This is a genomic window from Dehalobacter sp. TBBPA1, assembly GCF_040931655.1.
GTDB lineage: Bacteria > Bacillota > Desulfitobacteriia > Desulfitobacteriales > Syntrophobotulaceae > Dehalobacter > Dehalobacter restrictus.
In genome coordinates this window covers 2,527,426-2,540,837 of sequence record NZ_CP162385.1, presented here as the reverse complement: position 1 = coordinate 2,540,837, position 13,412 = coordinate 2,527,426, and the positions used below count along the sequence as shown (strand labels likewise).

The 13,412-nt window shown below is 48.0% G+C and carries 15 protein-coding genes; all 15 read left to right on the top strand.

Going from position 1 to position 13,412, the window contains the following annotated elements:
- The first annotated feature begins 95 nt into the window (after positions 1-95).
- The 15 genes from rpsU to glyS all read left to right on the top strand — a co-directional run bounded on the left by rpsU (position 96) and on the right by glyS (position 13,326).
- Positions 96-272, top strand: coding sequence for a 30S ribosomal protein S21 (gene rpsU, locus AB3489_RS12520; protein WP_015044591.1), 177 nt, complete (start codon positions 96-98; stop codon positions 270-272).
- A 15-nt stretch (positions 273-287) separates the two neighbouring features.
- A complete protein-coding gene (locus tag AB3489_RS12515) occupies positions 288-743 on the top strand; it encodes a GatB/YqeY domain-containing protein (protein WP_015044590.1) in 456 nt (151 codons plus the stop codon).
- A gap of 209 nt (positions 744-952) precedes the next feature.
- Positions 953-1,225, top strand: coding sequence for a YabP/YqfC family sporulation protein (locus AB3489_RS12510; RefSeq protein ID WP_368293165.1), 273 nt, complete (start codon positions 953-955; stop codon positions 1,223-1,225).
- 2 nt (positions 1,226-1,227) lie between these two features.
- The gene (gene yqfD / locus AB3489_RS12505; RefSeq protein ID WP_368293164.1) at positions 1,228-2,430 is read left to right on the top strand and encodes a sporulation protein YqfD; all 1,203 of its coding nucleotides are present in this window, start codon (positions 1,228-1,230) and stop codon (positions 2,428-2,430) included.
- Positions 2,431-2,462: 32 nt separating this feature from the next.
- Complete coding sequence (locus AB3489_RS12500; protein WP_368293163.1) at positions 2,463-3,443, top strand: PhoH family protein; 981 nt, start codon at positions 2,463-2,465, stop codon at positions 3,441-3,443.
- A gap of 6 nt (positions 3,444-3,449) precedes the next feature.
- Positions 3,450-5,705 (top strand): HD family phosphohydrolase, encoded by a 2,256-nt coding sequence (locus AB3489_RS12495; RefSeq protein ID WP_368293162.1) that lies wholly within the window; start codon positions 3,450-3,452, stop codon positions 5,703-5,705.
- A 47-nt stretch (positions 5,706-5,752) separates the two neighbouring features.
- Entirely contained in the window at positions 5,753-6,364 is a 612-nt protein-coding gene (ybeY, locus tag AB3489_RS12490) for an rRNA maturation RNase YbeY (RefSeq protein WP_368293161.1), read from the top strand.
- A 15-nt stretch (positions 6,365-6,379) separates the two neighbouring features.
- The gene (locus AB3489_RS12485; protein WP_368293160.1) at positions 6,380-6,745 is read left to right on the top strand and encodes a diacylglycerol kinase family protein; all 366 of its coding nucleotides are present in this window, start codon (positions 6,380-6,382) and stop codon (positions 6,743-6,745) included.
- Between the two features lie 232 nt (positions 6,746-6,977).
- Positions 6,978-7,403, top strand: coding sequence for a cytidine deaminase (locus AB3489_RS12480; RefSeq protein ID WP_368293159.1), 426 nt, complete (start codon positions 6,978-6,980; stop codon positions 7,401-7,403).
- 97 nt (positions 7,404-7,500) lie between these two features.
- Positions 7,501-8,418 carry a GTPase Era gene (era, locus tag AB3489_RS12475; protein WP_368293158.1) on the top strand — a complete coding sequence of 306 codons (918 nt, stop codon included), beginning with the start codon at positions 7,501-7,503 and terminating at the stop codon, positions 8,416-8,418.
- Positions 8,419-8,513: 95 nt separating this feature from the next.
- Positions 8,514-9,155, top strand: coding sequence for a deoxyribose-phosphate aldolase (deoC, locus tag AB3489_RS12470; protein ID WP_368293157.1), 642 nt, complete (start codon positions 8,514-8,516; stop codon positions 9,153-9,155).
- A 129-nt stretch (positions 9,156-9,284) separates the two neighbouring features.
- The gene (gene recO, locus AB3489_RS12465; RefSeq protein WP_368293156.1) at positions 9,285-10,028 is read left to right on the top strand and encodes a DNA repair protein RecO; all 744 of its coding nucleotides are present in this window, start codon (positions 9,285-9,287) and stop codon (positions 10,026-10,028) included.
- Between the two features lie 116 nt (positions 10,029-10,144).
- On the top strand, positions 10,145-10,267 hold the full coding sequence (locus AB3489_RS12460; protein WP_368293155.1) for a hypothetical protein: 123 nt from the start codon (positions 10,145-10,147) through the stop codon (positions 10,265-10,267).
- Positions 10,268-10,372: 105 nt separating this feature from the next.
- A complete protein-coding gene (gene glyQ / locus AB3489_RS12455) occupies positions 10,373-11,251 on the top strand; it encodes a glycine--tRNA ligase subunit alpha (RefSeq protein WP_015044578.1) in 879 nt (292 codons plus the stop codon).
- A 2-nt stretch (positions 11,252-11,253) separates the two neighbouring features.
- Positions 11,254-13,326 carry a glycine--tRNA ligase subunit beta gene (glyS, locus tag AB3489_RS12450; RefSeq protein WP_368293154.1) on the top strand — a complete coding sequence of 691 codons (2,073 nt, stop codon included), beginning with the start codon at positions 11,254-11,256 and terminating at the stop codon, positions 13,324-13,326.
- Positions 13,327-13,412 lie beyond the last annotated feature (86 nt).

The window sequence follows — 13,412 nt, the reverse complement described above, 5'->3', positions numbered from 1 at the left end:
TATGCCAAAAAAGCAGGCTCCTTCCAGCTTGACGTGTCCATATTCATCCTTTATAATTATTTCGTATCATTTACCAGTGGAGGGAGGGATAAAAAATGAGTGAAGTCAGAGTCGGTAAAAATGAATCCCTGGATTCCGCACTCCGCCGGTTCAAGCGAAATTGTCAACGTTCGGGGGTATTATCGGAAGCTCGCAAACACGAGCATTACGAGAAGCCAAGCGTTAAGAGAAAAAAGAAATCTGAGGCTGCGCGGAAACGTAAATTCAAATAAGGGAGTTGGCTCCAATTGTCCCTGAAGGATCGTCTGATTGAGGATATGAAGACAGCTATGAAGGCCAAAGAGGAGGGGAAGGTTAGACTTTCTGTTATCCGAATGGTACGGGCTGCCATCAAATACGCTGAGATAGACAAGAAAATGGAGTTCAACGATGATAATCAGGTTATCGAGGTTCTTGCCCGCGAGTTAAAAATGCGGCGGGATGCGATGGAACAGTTTGCCAACGCGAACAGGCCCGACAAAGTTCAGGAGCTCGAAGAGGAAGTCGCCATCCTAATGGAATACTTACCTCAGCAGCTCACTGAAGGGGAAATCCGCGAAATAGCTAAAGAAATCATCGCTGAAACCGGTGCCCAAGGCCCCAAAGATCTGGGGAAAGTCATGGGAATTATTACGCCGAAGATAAAAGGAAGAGCCGAAGGGAAGCTTGTGAATCAAGTCGTGAGAGGACTCCTGGGTTCCTAAAAAAGAGTAGTGAAAAACTGCCGCTAAAACATAAGCGGCAGTTTTTTTGTTTTAATTGGCGTTAAATTTTAAGCTATCATATTAAAAGTGAGCGAGAATCTGCTCTTTTATTTTTCTTTGCTCTCCTTTGTTCCTCTGGGTTTCCCGCGAACTGCTTGGACTATTCTCTGCTCCTGATGCATAGACATGCTATGAAGGGAGTGGTAAGCGTGCTGAAAAGGCTTCAAAAACATGCTGGTGAGATCCTGGAATTTCCGACGGATGTCCTGAATAACGGACCTAAAATAACCATTATCGGACGCAGTGAGATCATCATAGAATATTTTGATGAAGTGGTCGGATTTTCGGATCAGGAGATTACTTTGCAAACTTCCGAGGGTAAACTCTGTCTTAACGGAGATAAATTCATCCTTACCACTGTGCAGGATCATGAGATCAATATCCGCGGCCGGTTAACCGGACTAGGCTTTGGGGAGGGCTGAAGGTGTTCGGAAAATTTGGCAGGTACCTGCACGGAAGGGTAACCATTCAAGCGCAGGGTAAGAATTTAGCCGGATTTATTAATGAGGCGCTTAAAGACAGGATTGAATTTTATAATGGAAAAAAATTGACGGATAGCTTTTTGGCCGAAATCAATGCTGCAGATTTCAGGCGTTTGCGTAAGGCAGCCAAAAAAGCAGGAATCAAAATCAATATCCGGAACAGGTACGGATTTCCGTTTGTAGCGCTACGCTGGCAAAAACGCAAGGGTCTGATTTTTGGTGTTTTTATCATCATTGCAGCACTCACGGTTCTTTCTCAGTATGTGCTTTCTATAAGTGTGGAAGGAAACAGCAGGGTGTCGGCGGATCAGATTATTGCCGAAGCCGGGAAAGCCGGCTTAAATAAATGGGTGCTGAAAAGTTCCCTTGACCTCGATCAGATGAGCAAACAAGTTCAGGAGAGCATGCCTGACCTGGTCTGGATGACGATGGAAGAGCGCGGAACGAATATTAAAATCAGAGTTGTCGAAAAAACCCTGCCGCAAACCGTTTTATTCCGGGGAGATCTCCTGGCAGCCAAAACAGGCTATGTGGAAGATGTCATCGTCATTCAGGGGCAGGCGCTAATTGCTGAAGGACAGCTGGTTACCGCCGGACAGGTTTTAATCAAGGCTGCAGGAGGAATGACGGAATACAGCTTTGACGTATCTGGTCAGAACAGAACCAAACAGAACGCGACCGATGCGCCGGCGGCCAAAGGGTTTGTCCGGGCAAGGGTCTGGTACAGCGCGGATAAGATTATTCCCATGGAAGAGGATAGGACGGAAAAGACGGCAAATAGGACCAATGGCTGGGGAATAAAAATAAATAATCGTGTAATAATGATAATGAATCAGGATAGCCCCTATTCCGATTCGATCCAAGAAACCTGCACATATGCATTGCCCAGTTGGAGGAATTGGCGTTTTCCTGTCGAATTGTTAAAAGTACATTATGAAGAAACTCAAAAAGTACATGTAAGCCGTACGGCAGCAGAAGCAAGGAAGCTTGCCGAGACCCTGGCCAGGGAGGAATTGAAACAAAAACTGCCTTCAGGGGTCAAAGTACTGCATGATAAGGTCCGGATCCTTTCATCCCAAAAAGGAACGGAACATGTCAGGGTTGAAGTTGAGACCTTTGAAGATATAGCGGTATATAAAAAATAAGCAAATATCTTTGCATTTGGAGGAACTCACATTTGCGTAATGAATCAAAACTCAACCTGAAAGATAAAGAAGAAGCATTAAACCTGTTTGGTCTCGAGGACGTCAACTTAAGATTTCTGGAAGAACGTCTCGGCTGTCAGATTGTTTTTCGCAGTGAAGAGATGACGATTTCAGGCGAAGAACAGCAGGTCAAGCTTGCCGAAGCAGTCCTCAAACAGCTTCTGGACTTAATTCAGAAAGGCAATACACTGACCCTGGCAGATGTAACGTATGTTGTTTCCCAGGTGGAAGAGGGCAGCGCGAAGGATATGGCTCAAAACCTCACCCATATAATCGCGACGACGCAAAGGGGGCGTCCGATCAAACCCAAGACGCTCGGACAGGCCAAGTATGTTAAAGCCATTGCTAAGGATTCACTCGTCTTTGGCATCGGACCCGCCGGCACAGGAAAGACCTATCTGGCGGTGGTCATGGCGGTCAAGGCGCTGAGGGCCAAAGAAGTGAACAGGATTGTTCTCACCCGGCCTGCGGTGGAAGCCGGAGAAAAACTCGGTTTTTTGCCCGGGGATTTGCAGGAGAAGGTCAATCCGTACCTCAGGCCGCTCTATGATGCGCTCTATGATCTTCTTGGACCGGAAACGACCGCGCGGTATATTGAGAAAGGTACGATTGAGATTGCTCCGCTGGCCTATATGCGCGGGCGTACGCTAGACGATTCCTTTATTATTCTGGATGAGGCCCAAAATACATCCCCGGAGCAAATGAAAATGTTTTTGACCAGACTCGGGTTTGCCTCGAAAGCAGTGGTTACCGGCGACATTACCCAGGTTGACCTTCCCCGCGGTAATTATTCAGGGCTGATTGAAGTACAACATATCCTGAAAGGTATCGGAGATATTTCCTTCCATTACTTTACTTTGGACGATATTGTACGTAACCCGCTTGTACAAAGCATTATTCACGCTTACGATGCGCAAGATATAAAAGAGGACAAGCAGTCCGGTAAGGATTGATGGGACTTGAATAAAAAATTGAAAACAATGCTTTTGCCTAAAGAGACCAAGAATGCTATGACAAAATACCAGATAGCATTATTTCTGCTGTTCTTTATTCTTTTAACCGCGATATTGGCCTCGGATCTTTTTCAGTCTAAATTAAATATTGAATCCGGTGAACCCAGTCCGGAATTGATTACGGCACCTTATGAAAAGAAAGTGACGGATCTTGCCAAGTTCCAGGAGGAACAGAAAGCAGCAGCGAATGCGGTCGAACCTGTTTATATGGCCGATGACGGTCAAATCTCCAACTTGTCAAAAGATTTGGATCGGACATTCGAGATTCTGGCGGATCAGAAAGATTCTAAGGACAGTCTTACTGAAAAAATGGACGAGCTCCGCAAGAGAGTCCCTTTCAGCGAATTATTGGACAGCACGCTTGGAGCGCTGCTGAATTTGTCTGATCACGAGATTGTAACTGCCTCTGGAACTGGTTCAGTTGTCATCCTTGGGATAGCAAGCAATGCCGAAAGCGGAGCGAGATCTCAGGCAGAAGTATCACTCTTGCAGGACCGAATGATTGAACAGATCAATAAATCTAGCATGACTGAACCTATGAAAGAACTTATAAATGAATTTATCGAGCAGTGTGTGATCAAACCGACACTGACCATCGATAAAGAAGCGACAAAGAAAATGCAGGATATTGCCATTTCCGACGTTAAACCATCCATCCGGACCTATCGAGAAAATGAAAAAATTATCGGACCGGGGGAAATTGTTGATGATCAGGTTTATCAGGCCTTGCAGGCGTATGGATTGATCAAAGTAAAATCTCCGTGGAAGCCGGCTTCCGGAATTGCAATTATTGTCTTGGTTTCAATGATCATTTTGATTTTGTTCGCCTACCAGTTCAGTCCAGACACGTTTACCCACTGGCAAAGGATGGTGCTGATCGGACTTCTGATGATTGTTGCACTGGCCATGGGTAAAGCCTTTATGGCGATCAGTCTTGGGGACAATGAATTAAATACTTTGACGGCTATCCTGATACCTGCGGCCTGGGTTACGATGACGGTAACACTCCTACTTGGCGTTAAGATTGCAGTTCTAGTAGGCGTCATTCTGGCTATTTTCACCGGAATGATGGCAGATCCAGGGAATATGGGAGCAGCAGGTTCGCTGGCAGCCTTATTTTCTTTGCTTAGCGGTATTGTCGGCATACAGGGTGTTGCCAAACTGGACCGCCGTTCTGAGCTGGCTAGGGCAGGATTGTTTGTGGCTTTGGTAAACATTGCCCTTGTAAGCGGTGTTGCCTTGATTCTTCAGATCAGCCCAACTGATTGGCTGATCGGCTGCATACTGAGCGTTGCCAACGGATTTTTGTCGTCTGTTCTTACCATGGGTATTTTGCCCTGGCTGGAACAGGGCTTCAACATTACATCGGCTGTAAGACTGTTGGAATTATCCAACCCGAATGCGCCACTATTGAAAAGCTTATTGATCGAAGCGCCAGGGACCTACCATCACAGCGTCCTGGTCGGGAATCTTGCTGAAACTGCCGCTGAGGAAATTAAAGCCGACCCTGTGCTGGTCAGAGTCGGCGCGCTCTATCATGATATCGGCAAGCTGAAAAGACCATACTTCTTTATAGAAAACCAGTTTTCCAAGGATAATCCCCACGAGAAGATTGCCCCGACGCTTAGTTCGCTGATTATCATTTCCCATATCAAAGACGGGCTAGAAATGGCCAAAGCGCATAAGCTTCCATCCAATATTCAAGATATTATTGCGCAGCACCACGGGGACAGCACGGCATCGTTCTTTTACCATAAAGCACTGGAAGAGAATCCGGATATTTCGGAAGAAGCTTTCAGGTATGACGGGCAGCGTCCCCAGTCTAAAGAGGCGGCGCTGGTTCTTCTGGCGGATAATGTTGAAGCAGCCGTTCGTTCCCAGAAGGACAGTTCGCCGGGAAAAATTGAAGGATTGGTGCGTAAGATTATTAAGGAGAAATTTGATGAGGGCCTGCTTGATCAATGTGACTTAACCTTTAAGGATCTGGATAAGATATCTATAGCTTTTGTTAAGGTTCTAAGCGGAATATTCCATTCAAGGATCGAGTACCCTGAATTACCGTCCGCCAAGACCAAAGTGGCAGAGGAAGCGGGCACTGATCAGAAACAGGAGGAACCCAAAACGCAAAAAGAGAATGAGTCTCCGACTAAGCAGGACAGCGAGCCTGGTTCGCCGTCTGAAAAAAATAATTCTCACGAATAGGGGGGAGAAAAAGACTTGCTCTTTAAAGGCAGGTCTTTTCTGAGAAAATGGAACTAGATATCAGTTGGGAAGAGGATTCTGTTGCAGAAGATGAACAAAATAAAATAGCAAAACTGCTTCGTACGGGCATTCAGAAAGCGCTTCTTGAGGGAGGCGGCCAGGATGACGCTGAGATCGGACTTGTCCTGACCAATGATGAATCCATTCATCTCCTGAATAAGACGTACCGCGGAATTGACAGCCCTACGGACGTCCTGTCTTTTGCCCTTCGGGAAAAGGGGGAAGGGGAGCCAGAGATTTATTTTAGTCCTCAGTCGGACAAAGATATGAAAGAACGGGTTGAGTATTCTCTCGAAGAAATTATCGACGAAGAAGATCAAGACCTTGACGAATACGAAGCAGATAATTTTGAGGAGTACGAAGAGGATGACGATGATTTGAGCTATTGCGATACAACTCTCGGTGATATCGTGATTTCTGTCGAAAGAGCCCGTTCTCAGGCCATTGCGTATGGACATTCCTTTGCCAGAGAGATTGTTTACCTGGCAGTGCACGGAACACTGCACCTTCTGGGGTACGATCATGGCAGTGAGGAGGATTCCAGTGTCATGAGGCGTCTGGAGGAACAGGTTATGGATCAGCTGAGCCTGCTGCGCTGACAAGGGGGAAGAATAATGCCGGATATCCATAAGCCTGCTGGTTTTATTGGCAGCTGCAGACGGTCTTTGCAAGGGATTGCTTACTCGCTGAGAACAGAAAAACACCTCAGATTTCATTTTTCTGTCGCTGCGGTTGTTGTTTTAGCCAGCGCTTACTTTCGTCTTTCAGGCGTTCACTGGCTATTTATTATTTATGCCATTGGCAGCGTTCTGGTGGCGGAATTGTTCAATACCGCGCTGGAAAGCGCGATTGATTTGGCTGAACCCGGGTACCATCCCCTTGCCGGCCTCGGCAAGGATGTTGCTTCCGGTGCCGTACTGGTTGCCGCCATCCAGGCTGTCGTTATTGGGATCATTATATTCGGATCTTATATTTTTTAGAGTAGACCTGTGGGACAAATACCGCTTTTCGGCTGTTGCGCCATCCTTGACTTGTCGCTCCTTGCCCTCCATGGCACCGCGACATTAGGCCATTCGTGGCCGTCAAAAGGCCGCGCTTTGCACTCCATGCTCCGCTCACAGCGGAACTGTAGCCCTCAGACTGATCTTAAGATTGTTTAAGGAAGTCTGCAAGTCGTAGCGTTGTTATTATCTAAGACGGGGGCGGAATGAGATGAAGAACGAACAGGTTTTGGACATCAACCAGGCTGCGGAGCTGATTCGCCAGGCGCATCAGGCTTGTGAAGATGCTTATGCCCCTTACTCTTGCTACAAGGTTGGAGCCGCCGTTCTCTGGGAATCCGGAAGAATTACTTCCGGTGTCAATGTCGAGAATGCTTCCTATGGCCTGACTGTCTGTGCGGAACGTAATGCTGTGTTCCATGGGATCGGTTTGGGGGAAAGGCGGATCAAAGCGGTTGCTGTCGCAGTTCCGCTCGAGGAGATGCCGCCTCCATGTGGTGCCTGCCGGCAGGTGATCCGGGAGTTTGCTTCGGACTGCCTTGTTTTGCTCAGCAATGGCAGCGGAGAAATCAGGAAAACCCGTTTGAAGGATCTTCTTCCTGATTCGTTTGGGCCGGACTTTTTAAAAAGCATTTAGGTAAGAGACCACATGATATACAGCTATAGGATAATATAACGATTAGGATACACAATTTTATGATACGAGACTTTATGATACAAGGAAGGTAAAGCATTTGAATAAACAAGAGAAAAAAGGTTTTCGATCGGGTTTTGTTGCGGTGATCGGACGACCCAATGCCGGGAAATCGACCTTGCTGAATACGCTTTTGGGTCAGAAAGTGCTGATTATATCCGACAAGCCGCAGGCAACCAGAAACAGAATCCGGTGTATCCTTACCGAAGAACGCGGGCAGATCATCTTTTTTGACACGCCCGGTATTCATAAACCGAAGCACCGTCTGGGTGAATACATGGTCGCGGCCGCCAAAAGCACTTTGCAGGGCGTCGATTTTGCGATATGCGTGGTCGATGCCTCTGTACCGTTTGGATCGGGGGATGAATACGTGCTTCAGGTCATTAAGGACAGCGGAGTCCCGTGCATTTTGGCCTTAAATAAAATTGACCTGATCTCCAAGGATCAGCTGCTGGAGAAAATAGCCGGCTTTGCCAAAATAGCAAATTTTAAAGAAATTGTTCCAATTTCAGCTTTACAGTCCGAGAATACCATAAAGTTAATGGATCTGATTTTTGAAGCGCTTCTGCCTGGTCCAATGTATTTTCCGGATGATGTCGTCATTGACCAGCCGGAGAAGTTTGTCGTTGCAGAGCTGATCAGAGAAAAGCTGATGAACCTGACCAGAGAAGAAGTCCCGCACTCCGTCGCGGTCGTGGTCGATAAGATGGAAGAGAAAAAATCCCTGATTAAGATAGAGGCTGTGATCCTTGTCGAGCGTGATTCCCAGAAAGGAATTGTGATTGGCAAGGAAGGAAATGTCTTAAAAGAAGTCGGAAGGCTCGCCCGGGAAGAAATTGAAACGCTGCTTGGCAGCAAGGTATTCCTTGAACTTTGGGTCAAAGTCAAGAAGGACTGGCGCAACCAGAATAACCAGCTCAGGGATCTGGGATATAATCTGAAGGACCTGAAAGAATAAATGCTGCGGGGTAAATTAAGCTTACAAAAAATAGGGTATCTTAGCATATTAGCGATACGGAAAGTATAAAAGAACGCTGAAGGGAAGGTAGACTTATGAATATCGCCGGAAGAATTGACCATACGCTTCTGAAACCTGAAGCGACGGAGAAGGATATCGTCGATCTTTGCCATGAGGCTGTCAAACACGGTTTTGCTTCCGTTTGTGTAAATCCCGTGTATATTTGTACCGCCGCACGCCTGCTGCACGGAACGAGTGTCATACCGTGCACGGTCATAGGTTTTCCACTTGGAGCTGCGTTTATCGAAATAAAGATGCAGGAGATTCTGGCAGCAAAAGCCCATGGTGCGCGGGAAGTTGATGCCGTGATGTGCATCGGCAAAGCCAAATCCGGCGATTGGAAGGCCGTACAGCGTGATGTGAATTTGATGGTTCAGACGGCACAGGGCTGCGGTCTAAAAATAAAAATAATTATTGAAACCGGGCTTTTAAACGAGGACGAAAAACAAAAAGCAGCTGAGATTGTCCGGGAAGCCGGAGCAGACTATATCAAAACATCGACCGGTTATTTTGGTGGCGCAACAGTTGAAGACGTCAAGAGCCTGAAAAATTGGGCAGGCCCTGGTGTTAAAGTCAAAGCATCCGGCGGAATCAAGACGAAAGAGTTTGCCTTGGAACTGATCAAAGCAGGTGCCGACAGACTCGGAACCAGTTCTGGGATCGTAATAATCCAGTAGTATTTAGTTCTTAGATGTATTAACTGTTTAGTCAATAGAAATTACATAAATAGGAATGCTACCCAAATAGATACCATCTATTGAAGATATAATAGGGAATAAAGACACGACCGGGGATGATGTTGGGAGATGGCAGTCTATCAGGCGGATGCGATTGTGATCCGCAGCAGGGAGTATGGTGAGTCGGACAGGCTTATCACGCTTTTTTCAAGGGAAAAAGGAAAACTGGAGGCTGTGGCCAAGGGGGTTCGGAAACCCAAAAGCACCCAGAGGGGCGGGACGCAGCTTTTCACGTATGCCGATTTTTTGCTGTACAGGGGGAAAACACTGGATACGGTGAATCAGGCTCAGCCCCGAGAAAACTTCATCCATCTCTGGGACGATTTTGATCGGACGATCACTGCGTCGGCAATGGTCGAACTGCTGGATATTTCTACTGTCAGGGAACAGCCTGATCCGGAACTGTTCACCCTTACCTTAAGCTTTCTTTTTTTGCTCAAACATCTTGACCCGTATATGGCTCAGGCCGCTTATGCGCTCAGGCTCATGCACCTGCAGGGGTATCTGCCGTCAATGGAGGGTTGTACCGAATGCGGCGGAGACCTTTCCGGCGAGCAGGTCTATTTAAGTGCGGAGGCCGGAGGTTTTCTTTGCGCGGCCTGTAAAAACAACCGGATCGTCATAGCGCTGAACCCGGGAAGCCTGGCCCTGATGCGCCAGCTGTACCAGGCCGATCTCGTGAAGATTGATCGACTGCGCTGGAACAAAAAAATGCGGCAGGAAATCCTCGAAAGCCTTTGCCATTACTGTGAACAGAAATTTGAACGCAAACTCCTGGCCTGGAGACAAGGCAGTGAGTTCTGGAACAAGTGAGTTCTGGAAGAATTGACAGTGAAGCTTTATTGGCATATAATATCTCAGATAAAGGTTATACTGCATATAAGTAGCTTCCTTTTTATGAAAATATTTTGTCCGCATAGATGGAAAAGATGCCTGCAATAGCCGCTAAGAGAGTCCGGGAGGGTGAGAGCCGGACAGGTGAAAACAGGTTGGGCAGTCTGGAGCGGATCAGGTTTAAAGAGGATTCCAAGTTACCTGACAAAGTTACGTAAGTATATTGGAATCAAGCAGGGTGGAACCGCGGGAAATACTCTCGTCCCTGCAGCAATTATTTGCTGTATGGATGGGGGTTTTTATTTTTGAACGGAGGAAATCATATGAAATTTCAAGATCTTATTCTGGCCCTTAACCAGTTTTGGGGGGAGCAGGGATGTATTATTGCTCAGCCCTATGATATTGAAAAAGGTGCAGGAACGATGAACCCGGCCACTTTTTTACGGGCGCTGGGACCGGAACCCTGGAATGTGGCTTATGTGGAGCCGTCCAGACGTCCGACCGACGGCAGATACGGTGAAAACCCGAACCGTCTACAGCACTATTTTCAGTACCAGGTCATTCTGAAGCCTTCGCCGGATAATGTTCAGGAGCTTTATTTGGAAAGCTTGGAGCGGCTCGGAATTAATCCGGCCGACCATGATATCCGGTTTGTGGAAGACAACTGGGAATCCCCTACACTGGGGGCCTGGGGCCTTGGTTGGGAAGTTTGGCTGGACGGCATGGAAGTCACGCAGTTCACCTACTTTCAGCAGTGCGGCGGCATTGACTGCAAACCCGTCTGCGCAGAAATTACGTATGGGATAGAAAGGCTGGCGACCTTTATTCAGGGCAAGGACAGCGTCTTTGATATTGAGTGGGTCGGAGACATTAGCTACGGTGATATTTATCTGCAGAATGAAATTGATTTTTCACGCTACAACTTTGAAGTGGCTGACATCGATGCGCTGCGGCAGTGGTTTGATATGTACGAGAAGGAATCAGAGCGGACCGTCCAGGCAGGCCTGGTCGTGCCGGCCTACGATTATGTACTGAAATGCTCTCACGCGTTTAACCTTCTGGAAGCCCGGGGGGCGATCAGTGTGACGGAAAGAACCGGGTACATTGCCAGAGTAAGACACCTGGCCCGTCTGTGTGCCCAGGCCTATGTCACCCAGAGGGAAACACTTGGGTTTCCTTTACTGAAAAAAAGGGGGGAATAAAAATGAGCAAGGACTTTTTATTGGAAATCGGCATGGAAGAAATGCCCGCCAAATTTGCACCAGGTGCAGTGGTCCAGCTGGAGAACAATGCCCGAAAAATGCTGGCGGAACTGCGTTTAGCGTATAAGAATCTGCAGTGCTATGTGACACCGAGGCGCCTGGCGCTCTATGTAGAAGCTCTGGCTGAGAAACAGCAGGATATCAGTGAGGAAGTCAAAGGACCTGCCCAGAAGGCAGCGTTTGATGCTGAAGGCAAACCGACCAAAGCTGCTGAAGGATTTGCGCGCGGACAGGGCGTCAACATCGAAGACTTTTTTTTGAAAGAAATCAATGGCGTGCCCTATGTGTATGCTGTAAAATACCAAAAAGGCGAAGAAACCGAAAAGCTGCTGTCACAGGTCTCACTGAATCTTGTTACGAGCCTCAACTTCCCGAAACCGATGCGCTGGGGAGATTATGAGATCCGTTTTGCACGCCCGATCCGCTGGCTTATCTCCTTGTTTGGCGACGAGGTAATCCCTTTCAGCTATGCCGGAATTCAGGCCGGAAGAACCTCACGTGGCCACCGTACGCTTGGCAGCTATATCCGGATCGTTCAGCCGGCTGAATATCTGAATGCGCTGGAATCGGTTTTTGTGCTGGCTGACCAGGAGAAAAGAAAACAGAATATCTGGAGCCAGATCCAACTGTTGGCCGCTAAGGTCGGCGGCAAAGTCGACCAGGACGAGAACCTGCTGACTGAGATCTGCCATCTGGTGGAATATCCGACCGCTCTTCTGGGCGAAGTCGATGTCAAATATATGGTCCTGCCGGGAGAAGTCATCACCACGCCGATGAAGGAACATCAGCGTTATTTTCCGGTCAAGGCGGAAGACGGCAAGCTGCTGCCGTACTTTATTACGGTACGGAACGGCGACAGAACCTCACTCGATATCGTGAAAGAAGGTAATAAGAAAGTGCTCAAAGCCCGTTTGGAAGATGCCGCTTTCTATTACCGGGAAGATCTGAAAAGTCCGCTGCATACCCTGATTCCGAAACTGGACAGGGTTGTGTATCACGAGAAACTTGGTACTGTCGGACAAAGGGTCGCCCGTCTTCAGAAACTGGCTGTTGCGATTGCGAACGAAATGGGTCTCGATACAAAAGAAGCAGAACTGGTCGACCGGACGGCCTATCTGGCTAAAGCAGATCTTGTGTCGCACATGGTTTACGATTTTCCTGAACTTCAGGGAATCATGGGTGCGTACTATGCCGGAAGCAATGGCGAAGTCCCGGCCGTTTGTGCTGGAATCCTTGAACATTACCGGCCGCGTCATGCCGGAGACGCGTTCCCTTCCTCTGTAACCGGGAAAGTGGTCAGTCTCGCTGATAAACTTGATGCGATCGTCGGTTCTTTCGGGATCGGCATCCAGCCGACCGGTTCGCAGGACCCGTATGCGCTAAGGCGTCAGGCGCTTGGAATTGTCGGCCTGATGGTTCAAGACGAACTGGACCTGTCTCTTCTGCGGCTAATCGAAGAGTCCTACAGTATATTCACCGTGCAGGGAATCACGCTGGAACCGCTGGAGAAGATCAGACCGGCCCTTCTGGACTTCTTCGTCCAAAGGGTCCGCTACCTGCTCCAGGAATCCGGACTGCGCTATGATACGATTGACGCTGTCATGGCCCACGAAACAGAAAAGCCTGCTCATCTGATGAAAAAGGCCGTAGTACTCGCCCAAGTCAGGGATGAAGCTGACTTTGCCTCCTACAGCAACGCCTATGTCCGTTGCGTGAACCTCTGCAAGAAAGCAGCTGCCGCTGCATGGCAGGTTTCCGATTTACAAGTAAGCTCGGAGCTGGCGCTCGCCGAATGTTTGCACGAAAAAGCTCCACTGATTCGGACGGCTGTGAACGATGCGGATTTCAGGAAAGCCTACGCGTTTGCTGCTGAGATCGTACCATTGATCGAAAAACTGTTTGAAGATGTCATGATCATGGTCGAAGATGAAAAGCTCAGAAATGCTCGTCTGGGATTGTTGAAGAGCTGTGTGGAAGCCCTGGGCTGTCTCGGAGACCTGACACTTCTTGCGTAGGTTTACCCTCGTTTTCAGAGGGATGACATTGATCGTCTGTATGTCTCTGTATGTCTGATTCTTCTGAGGGTTGATTTAGATTATTT

Excerpts from the sequence above, each read along its gene's own strand:
- glyQ (WP_015044578.1), top strand. The coding sequence starts at position 10,373 with ATGAAATTTCAAGATCTTATTCTGGCCCTTAACCAGTTTTGGGGGGAG.
- AB3489_RS12480 (WP_368293159.1), top strand. The coding sequence starts at position 6,978 with ATGAAGAACGAACAGGTTTTGGACATCAACCAGGCTGCGGAGCTGATT.
- deoC (WP_368293157.1), top strand. The coding sequence starts at position 8,514 with ATGAATATCGCCGGAAGAATTGACCATACGCTTCTGAAACCTGAAGCG.
- glyS (WP_368293154.1), top strand. The coding sequence starts at position 11,254 with ATGAGCAAGGACTTTTTATTGGAAATCGGCATGGAAGAAATGCCCGCC.
- AB3489_RS12485 (WP_368293160.1), top strand. The coding sequence starts at position 6,380 with ATGCCGGATATCCATAAGCCTGCTGGTTTTATTGGCAGCTGCAGACGG.
- rpsU (WP_015044591.1), top strand. The coding sequence starts at position 96 with ATGAGTGAAGTCAGAGTCGGTAAAAATGAATCCCTGGATTCCGCACTC.
- ybeY (WP_368293161.1), top strand. The coding sequence starts at position 5,753 with ATGGAACTAGATATCAGTTGGGAAGAGGATTCTGTTGCAGAAGATGAA.
- AB3489_RS12460 (WP_368293155.1), top strand. The coding sequence starts at position 10,145 with ATGCCTGCAATAGCCGCTAAGAGAGTCCGGGAGGGTGAGAGCCGGACA.
- recO (WP_368293156.1), top strand. The coding sequence starts at position 9,285 with ATGGCAGTCTATCAGGCGGATGCGATTGTGATCCGCAGCAGGGAGTAT.